The 18,877-nt window shown below is 61.2% G+C and carries 15 protein-coding genes and 1 pseudogene; 4 read left to right on the forward strand and 12 right to left on the reverse strand.

Annotation, left to right across the window (positions count from 1 at the left end; all coding sequences use genetic code 11):
• Positions 1-147: 147 nt before the first annotated feature.
• From ACQY1K_RS15405 to ACQY1K_RS15415, 3 genes are all read right to left on the reverse strand, one after another.
• A complete protein-coding gene (locus ACQY1K_RS15405; RefSeq protein WP_430257784.1) occupies positions 148-1,272 on the reverse strand; it encodes a mandelate racemase/muconate lactonizing enzyme family protein in 1,125 nt (374 codons plus the stop codon).
• 209 nt (positions 1,273-1,481) lie between these two features.
• Positions 1,482-2,981, reverse strand: a complete 1,500-nt coding sequence (locus ACQY1K_RS15410) for an aldehyde dehydrogenase family protein (RefSeq protein WP_430257786.1) — start codon at positions 2,979-2,981, stop codon at positions 1,482-1,484.
• 16 nt (positions 2,982-2,997) lie between these two features.
• Entirely contained in the window at positions 2,998-4,143 is a 1,146-nt protein-coding gene (locus tag ACQY1K_RS15415) for an iron-containing alcohol dehydrogenase (RefSeq protein ID WP_430257787.1), read from the reverse strand.
• Between the two features lie 111 nt (positions 4,144-4,254).
• On the opposite strand from ACQY1K_RS15415, the gene ACQY1K_RS15420 reads away from it, so the two are divergent.
• Positions 4,255-5,151: a LysR substrate-binding domain-containing protein gene (locus tag ACQY1K_RS15420; RefSeq protein WP_430257788.1), complete on the forward strand. Its 897-nt coding sequence runs from the start codon at positions 4,255-4,257 to the stop codon at positions 5,149-5,151.
• A 73-nt stretch (positions 5,152-5,224) separates the two neighbouring features.
• On the opposite strand, the gene ACQY1K_RS15425 is transcribed toward ACQY1K_RS15420, so the two are convergent.
• The 7 genes and pseudogenes from ACQY1K_RS15425 to ACQY1K_RS15455 all read right to left on the reverse strand — a co-directional run bounded on the left by ACQY1K_RS15425 (position 5,225) and on the right by ACQY1K_RS15455 (position 13,103).
• Entirely contained in the window at positions 5,225-5,632 is a 408-nt protein-coding gene (locus tag ACQY1K_RS15425; protein WP_062462547.1) for a F0F1 ATP synthase subunit epsilon, read from the reverse strand.
• 74 nt (positions 5,633-5,706) lie between these two features.
• The gene (gene atpD, locus ACQY1K_RS15430) at positions 5,707-7,137 is read right to left on the reverse strand and encodes a F0F1 ATP synthase subunit beta (RefSeq protein ID WP_062581713.1); all 1,431 of its coding nucleotides are present in this window, start codon (positions 7,135-7,137) and stop codon (positions 5,707-5,709) included.
• 23 nt (positions 7,138-7,160) lie between these two features.
• The gene (locus ACQY1K_RS15435; protein WP_062581712.1) at positions 7,161-8,048 is read right to left on the reverse strand and encodes a F0F1 ATP synthase subunit gamma; all 888 of its coding nucleotides are present in this window, start codon (positions 8,046-8,048) and stop codon (positions 7,161-7,163) included.
• Positions 8,049-8,077: 29 nt separating this feature from the next.
• Positions 8,078-9,607, reverse strand: a complete 1,530-nt coding sequence (gene atpA / locus ACQY1K_RS15440; RefSeq protein ID WP_062581711.1) for a F0F1 ATP synthase subunit alpha — start codon at positions 9,605-9,607, stop codon at positions 8,078-8,080.
• Positions 9,607-10,173 carry a F0F1 ATP synthase subunit delta gene (locus tag ACQY1K_RS15445; protein ID WP_062581709.1) on the reverse strand — a complete coding sequence of 189 codons (567 nt, stop codon included), beginning with the start codon at positions 10,171-10,173 and terminating at the stop codon, positions 9,607-9,609. Before ACQY1K_RS15445 ends, atpA begins: the two co-directional genes overlap by 1 nt.
• A 261-nt stretch (positions 10,174-10,434) precedes the next feature.
• On the reverse strand, positions 10,435-10,818 hold the full coding sequence (locus ACQY1K_RS15450) for a hypothetical protein (protein ID WP_062462528.1): 384 nt from the start codon (positions 10,816-10,818) through the stop codon (positions 10,435-10,437).
• Positions 10,819-10,884: 66 nt separating this feature from the next.
• A pseudogene (locus ACQY1K_RS15455) lies at positions 10,885-13,103 on the reverse strand (primosomal protein N').
• Positions 13,104-13,266: 163 nt separating this feature from the next.
• On the opposite strand from ACQY1K_RS15455, the gene ACQY1K_RS15460 reads away from it, so the two are divergent.
• Positions 13,267-14,250, forward strand: a complete 984-nt coding sequence (locus ACQY1K_RS15460) for a hypothetical protein (protein WP_430257789.1) — start codon at positions 13,267-13,269, stop codon at positions 14,248-14,250.
• Here the strand turns inward: ACQY1K_RS15460 and ACQY1K_RS15465 are convergent.
• The gene (locus ACQY1K_RS15465) at positions 14,206-15,150 is read right to left on the reverse strand and encodes a GNAT family N-acetyltransferase (protein WP_430257790.1); all 945 of its coding nucleotides are present in this window, start codon (positions 15,148-15,150) and stop codon (positions 14,206-14,208) included. The two genes, ACQY1K_RS15460 and ACQY1K_RS15465, sit on opposite strands and share 45 nt — an antisense overlap.
• Before the next feature lie 138 nt (positions 15,151-15,288).
• Here ACQY1K_RS15465 and ACQY1K_RS15470 point away from each other — a divergent pair, with 138 nt between their 5' ends.
• Entirely contained in the window at positions 15,289-16,224 is a 936-nt protein-coding gene (locus ACQY1K_RS15470; RefSeq protein WP_430257792.1) for a tyrosine recombinase XerC, read from the forward strand.
• Between the two features lie 78 nt (positions 16,225-16,302).
• The gene (locus tag ACQY1K_RS15475) at positions 16,303-17,373 is read left to right on the forward strand and encodes a TraB/GumN family protein (RefSeq protein ID WP_430257793.1); all 1,071 of its coding nucleotides are present in this window, start codon (positions 16,303-16,305) and stop codon (positions 17,371-17,373) included.
• 90 nt (positions 17,374-17,463) lie between these two features.
• On the opposite strand, the gene lpdA is transcribed toward ACQY1K_RS15475, so the two are convergent.
• Entirely contained in the window at positions 17,464-18,870 is a 1,407-nt protein-coding gene (gene lpdA, locus ACQY1K_RS15480; RefSeq protein ID WP_430257794.1) for a dihydrolipoyl dehydrogenase, read from the reverse strand.
• Between the last annotated feature and the right edge of the window lie 7 nt (positions 18,871-18,877).

Below are 18,877 nucleotides of genomic sequence, written 5' to 3' on the forward strand. Positions count from 1 at the left end.
CACATCCTATCAAATCACTCTGCCGGCAACTTATAGCGGCAAAAGAAATCGAATGCGCAGGAGATTTCGGCGTCGTCAATCACCTCTTCGTTGGTCGACGCTGGTAGACCGCAGGCTCTGCGAACTCAGGGTGCAGACGGCCTGGGATCAGGCAATCCGGGTTGACGCGAGACGATCCTCTTCCAGCAAGATGCCGAGACCCGGCGCGTCGCCCAGTTCCAGCCAGCCGCGGCTGTGCTTGAGAGGCGAAGCCATCGGATAATCCCGCCGCGCCTCGCTCCATTCCGGATTGTCGTAAGGGTATTCGAGGAAAGGCGCATCCCCCACGCCGGCAGTCAGATGCGCGTTGGCAAGCACGCCGATTCCGTTGGTCCAGCTGTGCGGCGTAAACGTCACCCCCGCCTCCCGCGCCTGATAGACGAGCCGCCGGCAGCCGGTAATGCCGCCCACCAGCGCAACATCCGGCTGGATCACGTCGAACGCACGCTCCTCGATGATATCGCGGAATTCCGAGAGCTCGCGGGTCATCTCGCCGCCCGCGATCCTCACCGACGTCGCCTCCTTCAACGCTCGCATGCCCTTGCGGTCGGACCGGAACAGCGGTTCTTCCATCCAGTAGATGTCGAGCCTTTCCAGTTCCTTCGCAACCGCAAGTGCATCCTTGAACGTCCATGGCAGTGTCGTATCCCAGGGCATGCGCCAGCCCTGATTGCAGTCGACCATCAGTTCCAGGCGATCGCCGACGCGGGCACGGATCGCTCCCAGCGCCTTGATGTCATCCCGCCAGCTCGACCGTCCGCCGGCAGAGGACGAGAAGCGCACCTTCATGGCCGGGAAGCCTTCCTCGACATAACGCTCCGCCTGATCCGCCATCGCCTGGGGATCGCGCAGCACGCCCGAGGATGCGTAGAGACGCACCTTGTCCGAGCGGCCTCCGAGCATGCGCCAGACGGGCTCTCCATTGATCTTGCCCGACAGATCCCAAAGCGCCAGATCCAGCGGCCAGCATCGGCCATAGTGAAAGTTGATATGTGAGAGCACCTCGTAGTGCCGCTCCAGATGACGTGGGTCCTGGCCGATGAACAGGTCCTCGTGACCCTTGAAACCCTTCATCAGGTCGCCCGAGCCGATCCCCTCCCGGCCCTCATCGTCCCTGACGCGCACGATCGTGGCGTCGAAATGATGCCGCGGCCTGCCATCCCAGCTCGCCTTGAAGGCTGGATCGAGCGGCAGGCGATGATGGGTGATCTCGATCGATGCGATACGGCTCATGGCTTTCCTCCGCTGATGTTGCCGGACTGACGAAGACCCCTCCCCACCCTCCCCACAAAAGGAGGGCTTTAACCCCGCGGCACCCCCGAGGATCAATTCCAAGTGAGCGAGTGCCGCACTGTATCTCCCCCTTGTGGGGGAGATGGCCGGCAGGCCAGAGGGGCCTTTGCTATGTATGAACGGCCTCCCGTCATCAGGAGGCGAGATTTTCACCCGAACTGCTGCCAGATGGTCTTGTAGTCGCAGTATTTGTCGATCGCATGCACCGAACGGTCGCGTCCGAAACCGGATTGCTTGAACCCACCGAACGGCGTCGAGAAATTCGCCATGTCATAGGTGTTGATCCACACGGTGCCCGCATGGATCGCTTCCGAAACGCGGTGGGCGCGGTCCATGTCTTTGGTAAACACCGCGCCAGCCAGACCATAGATCGTATCATTGGCAAGCCGCAGCGCCTCCTCCTCCGTATCGAAGGGGATGACGGCAAGCACCGGGCCGAATATTTCCTGCCGCGCCAGGCTCATGTCGTTGGTCATGTCGATAAAGACGCCGGGCGAGATGTAGAAGCCCCCCGTTTCGGAAAGCACCCGCTCGGCTCCGAAGACACGTTTGGCACCCTCCGTCTTGCCGGCAGCGATCATGCCGAGTACTTTTTCCATATGCGCTTCGTCGATCAGGGCGCCGATCTGGGAGGAAGGCTCGAACGGATGCGCGAGCGCGATGTCGCTTGCCGTCACCGCCTCGATCTTGGCAATCAGCTTCTCCTGAACCGAGCGCTGCACCAGAAGGCGGGTCGAGGCATGGCAGGTTTCGCCGGCATTGTAGAAGCAGCCCCAGGCGGCGGCAGAGGCGGCGGCATCAAGGTCTGCATCCTCGAACACGACGATGGGGGACTTGCCGCCAAGCTCCAGGGCCACGCGCTTGACGTTGGATTGGGCGGCATAGCCCATGATCAGCTTGCCGACTTCCGTCGAACCGGTGAAGGCAATCATGTCCACATCCATATGCAGCGCCAGCGGCTTGCCCGCCTCTTCGCCGTAACCGGTGACGACGTTGAACACGCCGGCCGGAAGACCGGCTTCCACCGCCAGTGCCGCAAGCCTAAGCGCCGAGAGCGACGACTGTTCGGCCGGCTTGAGGACGACGCTATTGCCGGCCGCAATCGCAGGGCCGAGCTTCCAGGCATCGATGATCATCGGGTAGTTCCAAGGCGTGATGACCCCGATGACACCAAGCGGCACCTTTCGCACCAGTGCCCGGGCATTCGGCCCGGTCGGTGCGATCTCGTCATACTGCTTGTCGATCATTTCGCCGTAATACTGGATGCCATCGGCGCACAGCCGCACATCGACATTGAGCGAAGCGAGCACCGGCTTGCCGACATCGAGCGTTTCCAGCATCGCAAGCTCTTCGGCATGGGCCCGAATGAGGTCCGCCCATCGAAGCATGATCTTCTTTTTCTCAAGCGGCTCTCGTTTGCGCCACACACCGCTTTCGAAGGCAGCGCGGGCCGAAGCGACCGCCGCATCGATATCCGCGCCGACGCCGCGCGCGAGTGCCACGCCCGGCTTGCCATCCATCGGGCGCGGACGGGTGAACGTCTCGCCTGATAGCGCCGGCCGGTAATCGCCCTCGATGAAGAGACGGCCTTCTGTTTTGAGCGTAGAAAGCGCGCTTTCCCAATAGTCGCGGGTATAGGTCGTGGTCATCGGAGTGTCCCTGTTCCTAAAGCGTCTTCGGCAACGCCATGATCGTGTCCGCGAAGGTATCGATGTCGGCATCGGAAACGTCGCGAACGGTCGAGCGCCGCATCGGCTGGTTTTCCGCCGCCCGCATTTCGGCGGCAAGGTCTGCACCCGAAAAGGCCTCGAACGCCTTCGGCAGCGAGCGCTGCACTCCGCAGCGATCCATGAGGTCGGAAACGAACCCGGGCAGCGCCTGCGCATCGGCAAGACCCAGCGCACGGGACGCGTCGTTCAGGTCCGGCGTGTCGACATCGCACAGCCAAGAAAGCGTCGCCTCGAAGCCGAGCGCTGTGGCAAGCCCGTGATGAACCGGCGCAAGCCCGGCCAGCGCATGACTGATATTGTGGGCGATAGCCGTGCCGCAGTTGTCGATCGCGATACCGGCATAGCAGGAGCCCAGCAGCACCTTGCCGCGCGCATCGAGATTATCAGGAGCCTTGACGGCCGTTTCCAGCGAGCCTGCCACAAGCCGCATGGCCTCATGGGCATAGAGTTTCGCGCCGGCATGGGTGTTGCGGTTCGTTGCCGCCTCGAAAGCGTGAATAAAGGCATCCAGGCCGCACCACGCCGTCAGGTGCGGCGGAAGCGAAATGGTGAGCTCCGGGTCGAGGATGACGAGATCAGCCTTGGTCTCCCCTCCCCAGATCCACAGCTTCTTGCCTTCCGGCCCAGCAAAGATATTGGTCGCAGACGTTTCCGAGCCGGTGCCCGCCGTCGTCGGCACCATGATCTTCTTCAGGGGGTTGCGTGGAAGCGGATTGGCGGCCAGCGCATAATGCATCGGGTCCTCGCCGGACGCGGCGCAGCAGGCAGCAATCTTGGCGATATCCAGCGCCGATCCACCGCCGATACCGATGACAAGATCGGAACCCTTTGCGAGTTCACTTGCCGCGCGAAGATGCGCGAGTTTGGGTTCGCCCGAGAAATCGCAATAGAGTCGCGGCTCGATCCCGGCGGCGACCAACTCATCCGCAAGTGCTGCGGCGAGACCTGTCGACGCCAGAAACCCGTCCATGACCACGGTTGCGATCGCCACGTCTTCGAAGCCCTTGGCCGCGGAGGCGAGATCGCCAAACAGGCCGGAGCCGAAGCGGATATCTGGTACTGATGACGTCTGAAACTGCATGACGGAAACACCCTGACAGGATCGCTAGCCGTGAGTGTGCAACACAATTTCACATCTTCAAATCCATCGGTTTTTCAGGCTTAATGATGACTTCAGATCATGGAGACGTCGATGCTGGACAGAATTCCGCTGGAAGCCTTCCGCGTCTTCGATGCCGCCTGCCGGCTCATGAATTTCTCCCGCGCCGGTCGTGAGCTTCATATCACCCAGGCCGCCGTCAGCCGGCGTATCCAGGGGCTGGAAGACCAACTCGGCGCAAAACTCTTCACGCGGCGCGGCCGCAATCTCAGCCTGACATCGGAGGGAGACCGGCTTGCCCAAAGGGTGCGCGCCACGCTGGAATATCTGGAGGAAAGTCTGGAGCCGTTCCGGGGCGGAGGCCGCGAAACCATCTCGATCGCCGCCAGCAGCTCGGTCTCGCATCTGTGGCTCGGCAAGCGCCTGAAGGATTTCGACAATGAGAGCCCTTCTGTTTCCGTGCGTTTGCTCACAACCGACGTGCCGTCGGAACTGGCCTCGGAGGCGAACGACCTCGTCATCCTCTATGCCGCCGGCGAACACCCGCGGTGGAACCTCACTTTGTTGATCCGGGAAAGCCTCGTCCCCGTCGCCTCCCTCGCCTATGTGGAAAGACGTGCGCTGGATGCAGCCTCGCTCACCGCAGACGCCATGACCCAGCTCGACCTGATCGATTACGAGCGGGCCAACGCCCACTGGATCTCGCTCAGGCAATGGTTCGCGCGATTGCCGAAGCCACCGAAGGCCGCGATCAAGCCGCGCCTGTCCTTCTCGACCTATTCGCTGGCGATCGATGCAGCCCTGCGCGGCGAGGGCGTGACGCTTGGCAGCAGGGGATTGATTGCCGAGGAGCTCGCATCCGGATCACTGGTGGAACTTGGCACGGCTCAGCTCGATACGGGCTACGGCTACTATCTCGGCATGCCGCGCTACCGCTCGCTCACACCGGGCGCCGCTCGCCTCCACCAGCACCTCCTCGGAAACCCATAGGCACCGAAAGCGCTAAAACGCGAAAGGCGGCCCGATGGACCGCCCTTCGTAAATTATAGCTAACTCTGAAAAATCAGGCCGGAACGACGATGCCGTTCAGATGCGTCAGTTCGGACAGGAACTGTTCGAGCTTCGTCTTGTGCTCGTCGCTGTTGGCGTTGTCGATGGCAGCCTGGGTTGCATCGATGCGCTTCTGCAGCGTGTCCTGGTTCAGTTCGGTGACCGGCACAGCGGATTCCGCGAGCAGCGTGCAACTGTCCTGAACGATATCGGCAAAACCACCGAAAACGACGTATTTGGTGACCTGACCCGAGGCAAGCTTCACGGACACGACGCCCGGCTTGATCGTCGTCATCGTCGGCGCATGGTTGGCAAGCACCGTCATTTCGCCAAGCGTTGCCGGGATCACCACTTCGGAGACATTCTCCGACACGAGCAGGCGCTCGGGCGATACCAGTTCAAATTTGAAAGCGTCGGCCATCAAGGTCCACTTCCCTCGAGTGTTTCAAGCAGGAATGGCGCGCCGGATCATGTCCCGCGCGCCGTCTTATAGGATCAAGCAGCTTCGGAAAGCTTCTTGGCCTTTTCAATCGCTTCTTCGATCGAGCCGACCATGTAGAAGGCAGCTTCCGGCAGGTGATCGTATTCGCCGGCAACGAGGCCCTTGAAGCCCTTGATCGTGTCTTCGAGAGCGACCAGCTTGCCCGGCGCACCGGTGAAGACTTCGGCGACGAAGAATGGCTGCGACAGGAAGCGCTCGATCTTGCGGGCGCGCTGAACGGTCATCTTGTCCTCTTCGGACAGTTCGTCCATGCCGAGGATGGCGATGATGTCCTGCAGAGCCTTGTAGCGCTGAAGCGTCGTCTGAACCTTACGAGCGATCTCGTAGTGCTCTTCGCCGACAACCAGCGGGTCGAGCATGCGCGAGGTCGAGTCGAGCGGATCCACAGCCGGGTAGATACCCTTTTCAGCGATCGAGCGCGACAGAACCGTCGTTGCGTCCAAGTGGGCGAACGAGGTTGCAGGAGCCGGGTCGGTCAAGTCGTCGGCGGGAACGTAGATGGCCTGAACCGAGGTGATCGAACCCTTGGTCGTGGTGGTGATGCGTTCCTGCATCTGACCCATGTCGGTCGCAAGCGTCGGCTGATAACCAACGGCCGAAGGAATACGGCCGAGAAGAGCCGACACTTCGGAACCTGCCTGGGTAAAGCGGAAGATGTTGTCGACGAAGAACAGAACGTCCTGGCCCTTGTCGCGGAAGTCTTCAGCGATCGTCAGACCCGTCAGAGCGACGCGAGCGCGGGCGCCCGGCGGTTCGTTCATCTGGCCGTAAACGAGAGCTGCCTTCGAGCCTTCGCCGCCGCCGTGCTTGTTCACGCCGGATTCGATCATTTCGTGGTAAAGGTCGTTGCCTTCGCGGGTGCGTTCACCCACGCCAGCAAATACCGAGTAACCACCATGCGCCTTGGCGACGTTGTTGATCAGTTCCATGATGAGAACGGTCTTGCCAACGCCGGCGCCGCCGAACAGGCCGACCTTACCGCCCTTGGAATAGGGAGCCAGCAGATCGACGACCTTGATGCCGGTTACCAGGATCTGGCCTTCGGTCGACTGCTCGACGTAGGACGGTGCTTCCTGGTGGATGGAGCGCTTGCCCGACGTGATCAGCGGACCAGCTTCGTCGACCGGCTCGCCGATGACGTTCATGATGCGGCCGAGCGTCTCAGGACCAACCGGAACGGTGATCGGAGCGCCGGTATCGGTAACGCGCTGACCGCGAACAAGACCTTCGGTCGAGTCCATGGCGATGGTGCGAACCTGGTTTTCACCAAGATGCTGCGCGACTTCGAGAACGAGGCGGTTGCCGTTGTTCTCTGTTTCAAGCGCGTTGAGGATCGCCGGCAGTTCGCCGTCGAACGCCACGTCGACGACAGCGCCGATAACCTGGGTCACTTTGCCGAGGGACGTGCCCGTTGCGGTAGCCATGATTATTACCCTCTTTCTTTACCTCAGAGCGCTTCCGCGCCCGAAATGATTTCGATGAGTTCCTTGGTGATCTGTGCCTGGCGCTGACGGTTGTAGGAGAGCGTCAGCTTGTTGATCATGTCACCGGCATTGCGCGTCGCGTTGTCCATTGCAGACATCTGCGCGCCATAGAAGGAAGCGTTGTTTTCAAGAAGTGCACGGAAGATCTGCACTGCGATGTTCTTCGGCAGCAGGTCTTCCAGGATTTCCTGTTCACTCGGCTCGTATTCGTAGAGTGCGGCAGAACCGGCATCCGGCTGTGCTGCATCCCGAACGTCGAACTTTGCGGGGATGATCTGCTGGGCAGTTGCCACCTGTGCGATAACCGACTGGAAGCGCGCAAAGAACAGCGTCGCAACGTCGAATTCACCGGCGTTGAACAGCTCGAGCACCTTGTGGGCCACTTCGTCGGCCTGGACGAAACCAAGCTGCTTGACTTCGCGGAAGGTCACATAGTGGACGATGTTGTCCTTGAACGTACGGCGAAGCACGTCGTTGCCCTTGCGGCCGACGGTCAGGATCTTCACCGTCTTGCCCTGTGCAATCAGCTTCAGCGCATGTTCGCGTGCCAGACGGACGATCGAGGAGTTGAAGCCCCCCGCCAGACCACGCTCGCCGGTCGCAACGATCAGGAGATGAACCTGATCCTTGCCAGTCCCGGACAAGAGAAGCGGTGCTTCGGCATTGCCGGCATTGGCAGCCGTAAGGCTGGCCAATACTTTGGTCATACGCTCCGCATAAGGACGGGCAGCCTCGGCCGCCTCCTGTGCACGGCGCAGTTTCGCAGCGGCGACCATTTTCATCGCCCTGGTGATCTTCTGCGTCGCCTTGACGGAGGCGATCCGGTTTTTCAGATCCTTAAGTGAAGGCATCCGTTATCGGTCCTCGATCTAGATCCGTTTTAGGCGAAAGACTTGGCGAAGCTGTCGAGAGCTGCCTTGAGCTTTGCCTTCGTGTCGTCGGAAACCTGCTTCTCGCTGCGGATCGTTTCGAGAACCGCCTTGCCTTCGGAACGAAGGTAGGAAAGCAGACCCTGCTCGAACTTGCCGACATCGGAAACCGCGATCTTGTCGAGGTAGCCGTTGACGCCAGCAAAGATCACCGCAACCTGTTCTTCGGTCTTCAGCGGCGAGAACTGCGGCTGCTTCAGAAGTTCGGTCAGGCGTGCACCGCGGTTCAGCAGGCGCTGTGTCGAGGCGTCGAGGTCGGAGCCGAACTGCGCGAACGCAGCCATTTCACGATACTGGGCAAGCTCGCCCTTGATCGAGCCGGCAACCTGCTTCATCGCCTTGATCTGCGCGGCCGAGCCAACGCGGGACACCGACAGACCGACGTTCACGGCCGGACGGATACCCTGGTAGAACAGGTCGGTTTCAAGGAAGATCTGACCGTCGGTGATCGAGATCACGTTGGTCGGAATAAACGCCGAAACGTCGTTACCCTGGGTTTCGATGACAGGCAGAGCCGTCAGCGAACCGGCGCCACGCTCGTCGGAGAGCTTGGCAGCGCGCTCGAGAAGACGCGAGTGCAGATAGAAGACGTCGCCCGGGTAAGCTTCGCGGCCCGGAGGACGACGCAGCAGCAGGGACATCTGACGATAAGCGACGGCCTGCTTGGAAAGGTCGTCATAAGCGATCAGCGCGTGCTGACCGTTGTCGCGGAAGTATTCGCCCATCGCGCAACCGGCGAACGGAGCAAGATACTGCATAGGAGCAGCGTCGGAAGCCGTCGCAGCGACGATGATCGAGTATGGCAGTGCGCCGCGTTCTTCGAGAACCTTGACGAACTGGGCAACCGTCGAGCGCTTCTGGCCGATGGCCACGTACACGCAGAACAGCTTGTCGTTTTCCGGGCCGTTCTCGTGAATGGCCTTCTGGTTCAGGAACGCGTCGAGAATGATCGCGGTCTTGCCGGTCTGACGGTCGCCGATGACGAGCTCGCGCTGGCCGCGGCCAACCGGGATCAGAGCATCGATGGCCTTGAGGCCGGTCGACATCGGCTCATGAACCGACTTGCGCGGGATGATACCTGGAGCCTTGACGTCGACGCGCGAACGGCGGGTCGCGTTGATCGGGCCCTTGCCGTCGATCGGGTTGCCGAGCGCGTCAACGACGCGGCCGAGCAGTTCCGGACCGACAGGAACGTCAACGATGGCGCCGGTCCGCTTGACGGTGTCGCCTTCCTTGATGTTACGGTCGGAGCCGAAGATAACCACGCCGACATTGTCGGATTCGAGGTTCAGCGCCATACCGCGGACACCGCCCGGGAACTCGACCATTTCACCAGCCTGGACATTGTCGAGGCCGTAAACGCGAGCGATACCGTCACCGACGGACAGAACCTGGCCGACTTCAGAGACTTCGGCTTCCTGGCCGAAGTTCTTGATCTGGTCCTTGAGAATTGCGGAAATTTCCGCTGCACGGATATCCATCAGCCGACCTCTTTCAATGCAAGCTTAAGGGTGGAAAGTTTGGTGCGAAGGGACGTATCGATCTGACGCGACCCGACCTTGACGATCAGGCCACCGAGGATCGACGGATCGATCGTAACGGCGATTGTCACATCCTTGCCGGTGACGCCCTTCAGCGCCGACTTAAGTTCAGTTTCCTGCGCTGGGGTGAGCGCGTGGGCAGACGTTACCTCTGCGGTAACCTCGCCACGATGCTCGGCAGCGATTTGACGGAAGCTACGGATCATGCCCGGAAGCGCAAAAAGACGGCGATTTCCGGCAACGACCTTGATGAAGTTGAGAACGGCACCGGTGATGCCAGCCTTTTCGGCAACGGCTGTCACCGCGTTCTGCTGATCGTGGGCGGAAAACACCGGGCTTGCAACCAGACGCCGAAGGTCTTCGCTCTCATCCAGCAACGCCTGAAACCGATCGAGATCGGCGCTGACTTTATCGATGGAACCGGTTTCGAGCGCGAGCTCAAAAAGCGAAGAAGCGTAACGCTCTGCGACACCGGAAATAAGCGGGGACGTGTCAGCCACGGGCACAGTTTCCCTGAATTGCCATCCAAGCGCTGTGCCCTATGTTAGAGGATCAGCAAGACCTTGAAAATATTTGATTTTTAATCAGAACCAGCGAGGCCTCCACCCCACCCTTTCCGACTTTCGCGGTCCGTCTAGCATAGGATGTAGGGACTCGCAACACGGGAGAGGCGGGAAAACGCCCCTGGGACTAGAGCTTGAGTCGTTTTTATGTCGGACACCGCTGGAATTGACCGCGTCTGAGATGAACACTCTTGATTGGAAAGCTCAGAGATAGCCGAAGACATAGGCGAGCGGGCCGGCTGAAAGGACAACTTGTAGTAGGAAAATCAGCGTGTTTTTCACAGTTGCGCCACGATCGAAAGCAAACGAGACCAGCCTTCCGAATGCCCCCAGACCAAGCACGATGCCGAGCACCATATAGAACCAATCCTGGGCAAAGATGATCGGCACGACACCGAGGCCGACATATTGAGCGCCGGCGGCCCGCACCGATCCGTAACCCTCCGGCCGGACATCGCCGACACGGAACGCCGAAAGCCGCAGGCAGGGGCCGGGAAACAGGAGGATGAGGAGCCCGATGAGAGCCGTCGCGGCAGCGCAGACAAACGCCAGCTGCTCGCCGGTCTCGGTGGGGAAATACAGTTCCATGGAATCCTCGAATCGTTCTTGTGCGGCGATTTTATCGGAAGCGGTAAACAACTCGCAAAGATAGGATCAGAGAAAACTCTGAGGATCGATATCGAGCTGGATCTGCACCGTACCACGGACCTTCGGGCCGGCAGACATCATCGCCTTCAGGAAAGCCTGCATGTCGGAATTGCGCCGTCCGTGCACCAAAAGCCGGAATCGATGGCGGCCGCGTACCAGCGCGAGCGGCGCTTCAGCTGGACCAAGCACGGAAATCCCGGTCACCCTTGGTGCGGCCGCGCGCAATCCCCGTGCATGGGTTTCCGCATCGGCGCGCGTATCGGCCGAGACGATCAGCGACGCAAGCCGCCCGAACGGCGGCAGGATCGCCTTCTCGCGCTCAGCGATCTCACGCTCGTAGAAGGCGCCCGCGTCACCGGAGACGATCGCCTGCATGACGGGATGCTGCGGCTGGAAGGTCTGGATCAGGCCGTGGCTCTTCAACCCCGTTCGCCCGGCGCGGCCCGTTACCTGGCTGAGCAGCTGGAAAGTCCTCTCGGCCGCCCGCGGGTCTCCGTTCGACAGACCGAGATCCGCATCGACGATGCCGACCAGCGTCATCAGCGGAAAGTTATGGCCCTTCGCCACCAGCTGTGTGCCGATCACGATATCCACATCGCCCTTGGCGATCGCGTCGAGCTCCATCCGCAACCGCTTCACGCCGCCGAGCAGGTCCGACGACATGACGATGGTGCGGGCTTCCGGGAAATGCTTCTCCACCTCTTCCGCGATCCGCTCCACGCCCGGCCCGCAGGCGACGAGGTGGTCGAACGTCCCGCATTCCGGGCAGGCTTCCGGCGTATGTTCGTGATAGCCGCACTGATGGCACTGGATCTGGTTTCTGAAGCGATGCTCGACCAGCCAGCTCGAACATTGCGGGCACTGGAAGCGGTGGCCGCAGACACGGCAGAGCGTCAGCGGCGCATAGCCGCGACGGTTCAGAAACAGCAGCGACTGCTCGCCGCGCTCCAGCGCCTTCTTCATGCCGCGCAGGAGAATGGGCGAGAGGAACCCACCGCGTTCCGGCGGATGGCGGCGCATGTCGACGAGATGCAGGTCCGGCAGTGCTGCATCACCAAAGCGGGTCGGCAGGTGGACCGTCGTGTAGCGCCCGGAGAGCCCGTTGACCTGGCTTTCCACGGAAGGCGTTGCCGACACCAGCACGATCGGGAAATCGCCGATGCGGGCCCGCACCACCGCCATGTCGCGGGCATTGTAGAAGACGCGGTCCTCCTGCTTGTAGGCAGGGTCGTGTTCTTCGTCGATGACGATCAGCCCCAGATCCTCGAACGGCAGGAACAGAGCCGAACGGGCCCCGGCAACCACCCTCACCTCGCCCGTCACGACGCCGCGCCAGACCTTTTCGCGGATACGGGGGAAAGATCCGAATGCCATTCGGCAGGCTTTGCTCCGAACCGCTGCTCGAACCGATCGAGAAAGCTCGACGTGAGTGCGATTTCCGGCAACAGGATCAGAACCTGCTTGTCTTGTCGGAGCGCCTGGGCGATCGCCTCGAAATACACTTCCGTCTTGCCGGACCCCGTAACGCCATCAATCAGGGAAGCGGCAAACCCGCCGGCGCGGACAGAAGCGACGATCTCTTCAGCCGCCCCTTTCTGAGGTCCCTCGATGCGGGGCGCGGTGTAATCCGGATGAGGCCTTGCCACGACAGGCGGCGGCGGCAGGAAAATCGTGTCGAACACACCCTGCTTGATCAATCCGTCGACGACACTCAGGGACACGCCGGCCGCATGCGCAAGGCCGCTGCGGGTCCAGGGCGCTTCCTGCTCTTTCGCGAGGTCGAGCACCCGGGTTCTGGCCGGCGTCAGTCGCGACGGCTCGCCGCCGATAAAGCGCAGCCCCTCCACCATCGGTTCCGGATCGAGCGCTGCCGGAGCCCGGATCGCCATGCGGGCCACGAAACCCGGCGGCGACAGCGTATAGGCCGAGACCCAGTCGACGAAATCGCGCATCTCCTTGGAGAGCGGCGGGCAATCGAAAGCGAGCGTGATCGGTCGAAGCTTCTTCGGGTCGAGCGTGCTGTCGTCTGCGCCATCCCACACGACGCCGATCATCTGGCGTGGGCCGACCGGCACCTGCACGACCGAACCGGGCACAACAGTCAGTCCCTCGGGCACGGCATAGCTATACGGACCCGGCACCGGCAAAGGCACCAGGACCGGCACGACGGCCGCGACGGGCTTATCGAGGAGCGGACCGAACAGGTCGGACGAATCTGTGTCCATGGCGGGACCATGCCCAAAACCGCAACGAAAGGGAACCGCTGTTTGGCGCTCCCCGCCGTTGACGACACACATCGCGGCGTGAAATTTAGGTTGTATCGTAAATAGAAATTAACTATAGGTAGAGTCCTAACCGGAGTGGGGGCTACGGATGTTCTGCAAGTCGATGACGACGCTTGTCGTGCCTGCTATTCTGCTGGCCGGCTGCAATATTCATCCTCTGCCAGAGGATTTCTCCAAGCCGGATACGACCTACCAGATTGTCGCCAAGGTGCGCTGCGAGGCGCGCGATGCCATCCGCGAGATCGCCACGGGGCTACTGCGCGAATACGGATCCCCGGCGGAGAAGCAGCTCTCCGCAGAGCTTCTAGCCGGGACGGTAACCTATGCCGATGCTTTCACACGCCGCTACAGCCCGGACATCAGTCTCTATTTCGACCGCTATGCCAAGTCGTTCATCGCGTACGACTTTCAGCTCAACATGACGGAAATGGACAGCCACGGGTTTTCGTTGGGCCTGCTCAACCCGTTCTCGAACGGCACCCGCAGTCTCGGACTGGGCAGCAGCGTCGATCTGTCCCGCCAGAACAACCGCAGCTTTCGCGTCACGGATGAATTCGCGAAGCTGGCGACTGAGGTCAACGACCTATACTGTGCCCCGAAAGCGAGAGGCGGCAACCTCATCTACCCGATCGTCGGACGGATCGGCTTGAAGGAAACGCTCGAGACATTCGTGTGGCTCAACGAGAAAGGCAATCTCAAAGCCCCGAGCGGCACCGACGTGATCACCATGGCTGATACGCTGGAATTCACGACCACGCTGAAGGGAAATATCGATCCGAAGATCGAGCTCAACCCGGTGACCTCAGGTGTCACGATATCGAGCCTCGGCATGACGAATTCCGCGTCGCGCATCCACAAGCACCGGCTGCTGTTTGCACTCTCCATGCCGACGCTGACGGAAGAGAAAGAGAAATTGAGACAAAAACCGAAGCCGCAGAAGATGACGCCGACGGCGCCCGCGCGGCCGAGGCAACAGCCTGCGACATCGGCAGTGTCTGCGACCGAAGAGCGGGCGATCAAAGAGCTCGATCGCCAGCAGTATCTACGCCTGAACCGGGGCCTGGAGCGCTTCCTCGAGGACTACTGATTGTGGCGCAAACTGCGCGTCGCCGTCGGCGGCAAGTCCGAACACCGTATGCCGCTCCAGCGCCTTGGTGACCTCGACGACGTCACCCTCCAGCTGGTCCGGTTGGATCATGTGTCCGATGGTGAAATCGAACTGGTTGCCCTTCTTGTTCAGCAGCTCATGGAACACCGTCATGTCGCGCAGCTCGGTCGACCATTTGGCAAGCCAGTAGAACAGCCCGGAATTGCGCGCCGTCATGTGGATCGGCAGGATCGGCAGATTGTATTTGCGGGCAAGTCCGACGGCTGAGGTCTTCCACGGACGCTCGTTCAGCCGGCCATTTTCCCAGTAGGCGATGCGGCCGGATGGGAACAGGATCATCACCTTGCCCTCCTCGACCGCCTTGTTGGTGAGAACCAGCGTCTCGCGGGTCTTGAGCTTGCTCTTGTGATCGTCGCGCCATTCGACGGGAATGATCATTTCGGCAAAACGCGGATTGACCCGCACCGCATCGCGGTTGGCAAACACCATCAGGTCCGGACGGCGCGACTTCAACAGGTCGAACACGGCGACGCCGTCGGCAATGCCGGTCGGATGGTTGCTGACGAGGATGAAACCGCCCTTTTCGGGGATCCGCTCCTCGTTTTTGACCGAAAGCTTCAGCTTCAGATGCTCGCTCAGATATTCGAAACACTGGTAACCGGATTTCGGCGCGATATCGTCAGCGAACTCGATCGCCCGGCCGTAGCGCAGCAGCGTGTAGAGAAACGGACGCATGACCGGCCAGAACGGACTGCCGACAATCCGCTTGCCCCGCTCGGCGATGAGGGTATCGACGATGTGGCCCGGACGCCCTTGAGATACGCGTGCGATGGCTTCGGCGACCTGGCCGAAGCTCGTCATGGAATCACGGCGGTCCATTAAAACTCCTTGAAGCGGGTCCCCACTGGAGCAGGCCCGCATGATATTACGATGGCAGGGTTACCGCGCCTTTAGGGATTCCGTAACGATGCTGGGTGCAATCTGGGGCGGCATGCCACGGAAATCAACGTCGCCCTCATGAACGAACTGCTCATCATCGCTGCCCCCGATCTCCTCGAGAGGCGCCGTGAATGGCTGGAAAGCCTGAGTGGCGAGCGCCGGCTCTCGCCCAACACGCTCGACGCCTATGAGCGCGACACCCGACAATTCCTGACTTTTCTGACCACGCACCTCGCCGGACCGCCGACGATTGCGGACATCCATACGCTGCGTCCGGCAGACTTGAGAAGTTTTCTGGCAGCCCGGCGGCGCGAAGGCTCCGGTGCGCGCTCTCTCGGCCGTCATCTGGCCGGACTGCGCTCGTTTCTGCGGTATCTGGAGCGCAAGGGACTGGTGAATGCCGTCGCCGCCGGCGCTATCCGTGCCCCGCGTCAACCGAAATCGCTGCCGAAGCCGCTGACAGACACCCAGGCCCTCAACGTCGTCACCGCAGAGGCGCAACTGCACGAGGAGCCGTGGATCGCGGCGCGGGATGCCGCCATCCTGACGCTGCTTTATGGCTGCGGCCTGCGCATTTCGGAAGCGCTGGGCCTGACGCCCGCCGATGTCGATGCAGGCGCAACCTCGCTTCGCATTCTCGGCAAAGGTGGCAAGATGCGGATTGTGCCGCTTCTTCCGGTCATCCTCGAAGCTGTCGAAACCTATCGGAAACTCTGCCCCTACCATCTGGACGCCGATGCGCCGATGTTCCGCGGTGCGCGCGGCAAGACACTGCAGCCGGCGATCATCCAGCGCGAGATGCAGAAGCTCAGAAGCGCGTTCGACCTGCCCGACAGCGCCACCCCGCATGCGCTGCGCCATTCCTTCGCGACCCATCTTCTGGCCGGAGGCGGCGATCTGCGCACGATCCAGGAACTGCTGGGACATGCCAGCCTTTCCACCACGCAGGTCTATACGGGCGTCGATACGTCGAGACTGCTCGAAGTCTACGACCGCGCCCATCCAAGGGCATGAACCCATCCTTAACCACATCGGTTAAGCCGCTGTTCGAGCAGTCCCGCTAGGGTGAGCCCTACAATTGGGACTGATGACATGATCCGCAGTATTTTCGCCGGCACAATCCTTCAACGCGCCCAGACGGCTGCGCTTTGGTTGCTTGCCGCCCTGCACGTTCTGCTGCTGGCCTCGGTCTGCCTCGTGATCACCTCGCTTGCCGCACGCGCGGAGACGCCGGCCTGCACCGGGCGGGACCTGATCGCGGAGATGAAGGCCAACGATCCGGCCGCCTATCGGCAGGTTGTCGCAGAGGGCGAAAAAATCCCCAACGGCCGCGGCATCTTCTGGAAAATCGTGAAAGCCGGCCTCCCCCCGTCCTACCTTCTCGGCACCATGCATGTGACCGATCCACGCGTTCTGAAAATGCCTGAGGGCGCCCATGCCGCGGGCAAGGAAGCAAAGACCATCGTCGTCGAATCGGACGAAGTGCTCGACGAGCAGAAGGCGATGGCGGGCATGCTGTCCAAGCCGGAGCTGACGATGTTTACCGATGGCAGCTCGATCGAGAGCCTGCTGACGAAGGATGACCTCGCACTTCTCAGCGATGCCCTGAAACAGCGCGGCGTGCCGCTGGCCGCCGTTTCGAGAATGAAGCCCTGGCTACTGATGGGCCTCGTCTCGATGCCCGCCTGCGAGATGGCCCGCAAGACCCAGAACACCCCTTTCCTCGACAAGCAGCTGGCGCTGGATGCGGCGAAAGCCGGCAAGTCGGTGAAGGGGCTCGAAACCTTTGCCGAGCAGCTTTCGACGTTGGCTGCCATTCCGGTCGATATCCACATGAAATCGCTGATCGAAGCGATCAAACTCGGTCCCAAGCTGGACGACGTGTTCGAGACGATGACCGGCCTTTATCTCTCCGGCGACGTAGGCATGACCATCCCCTTCCTGAAGACCGTCGTGCCTGAGGGCGAGGACGATGATAGCGGCTATGCCGAATTCGAGGAACTGGTGGTGCGCAAGCGCAACCTGCTGATGGCCGAACGCGCAGCACCCATCCTCAACGAAGGCAGCACCTTCATCGCCGTCGGCGCACTGCACCTGCCGGGCGATGACGGCCTGGTCGAGCTTTTGCGCAAACAGGGTTTCACAGTCACCGCTGTGAACTGAGCCCTCTGGCGAGGGACGTACACCTGTCAACCGGACACTAAAAACCGGCCCTGTTACGGGGCCGGTTTTCCGATGCGATATTGTCGCCGATCACATATGGATCGGCTTGGCAAAGGTCGCGAGTGCGGCTTCCTTCACGGCTTCCGACAGGGTCGGGTGAGCGTGGCAGGTGCGGCCGAGATCTTCGGACGAACCGCTGAATTCCATCAGCACCGCAATCTCGTGGATCATGTCGCCGGCGCCGAAGCTGACGATATGGCCGCCGAGAACGCGATCGGTTTCCTTGTCGGCGAGAATCTTGACGAAGCCGTCGGTGGCGAGCATCGCGCGGGCCCGACCGTTCGCCGTGAACGGGAACTTGCCGACCTTGTAGGCGATGCCTGCAGCCTTCAGCTCTTCTTCCGTGCGGCCGACCGATGCGACTTCCGGCTGCGTATAGACGACAGACGGAATGACGTCGTAGTTCACGTGGCCGTGCTGGCCGGAGAGGATTTCGGCAAGCGCCACGCCCTCGTCTTCGGCCTTGTGGGCCAGCATCGGGCCCTTCACCACGTCGCCGATCGCGTAGATGCCGGCAACATTGGTCTTGTAGCCGCCGTCGATTTCGACGCGGCCGCGATTGTCGAGCACAACGCCCGCTTCTTCGAGGCCAAGGCCTGCGGTGTAGGGTTTGCGGCCCGTCGAGATCAGCACGACATCGGCTTCGAGGCTGACGGCATCGCCACCCTTGACCGGCTCATAGGTGACCTTGGCGCCTGTTTCCGTCTTCTCGACGCCCGTGACCTTGGCTTCGGTGCGGATGTCCATGCCCTGCTTGGCCATCATGCGCTGGAACTGCTTGGAAACGTCTGCATCCATCGAGCCGAGCAGCTTGTCGAGATATTCGATCACGGTAACCTTCGCGCCAAGACGCGACCAGACCGAACCGAGTTCCATGCCGATCACACCGCCGCCGACGACGATCATGTTGGCCGGGACCTTTTCGAGTGTGAGACCGCCCGTCGAGGAGACAATGACCTTCTCGTCGATGTCGACATTGACGCCCGGGATGCCTGCAATATCGGAGCCGGTGGCGATGACGATGTTCTTCGTCTCGATTTCCTGGACCTTGCCGTCTTCACCGGTGACCGAAACCTTGCCGGCCGAAACGATCTTGCCGGTGCCGATGAAACCGTCGATCTTGTTCTTCTTGAACAGGAAGGCGACGCCGTCGGTGTTCGACTTTACCGTCGCATCCTTGTGGGCCATCATCTTCGAAAGGTTAAGCGTCGGTGCCGGAACCTCGACGCCGAGTTCTTCCACGCCATGCGCCACATGCGCAAACATTTCCGAAGCATGCAGCAGCGCCTTGGACGGAATGCAGCCGATGTTGAGGCAGGTACCGCCGTAGGTGGAGCGCTTTTCGACGACAGCGACCTTGAGGCCAAGCTGGGCCGCCTTGATTGCGCAGACATAGCCGCCCGGGCCGGATCCGATTACGACAACATCATAAGCCATCAGACTA

Origin of the sequence: Neorhizobium sp. IRS_2294, from assembly GCF_050500145.1 — a bacterium.
GTDB classification, from domain to species: domain Bacteria; phylum Pseudomonadota; class Alphaproteobacteria; order Rhizobiales; family Rhizobiaceae; genus Neorhizobium; species Neorhizobium soli.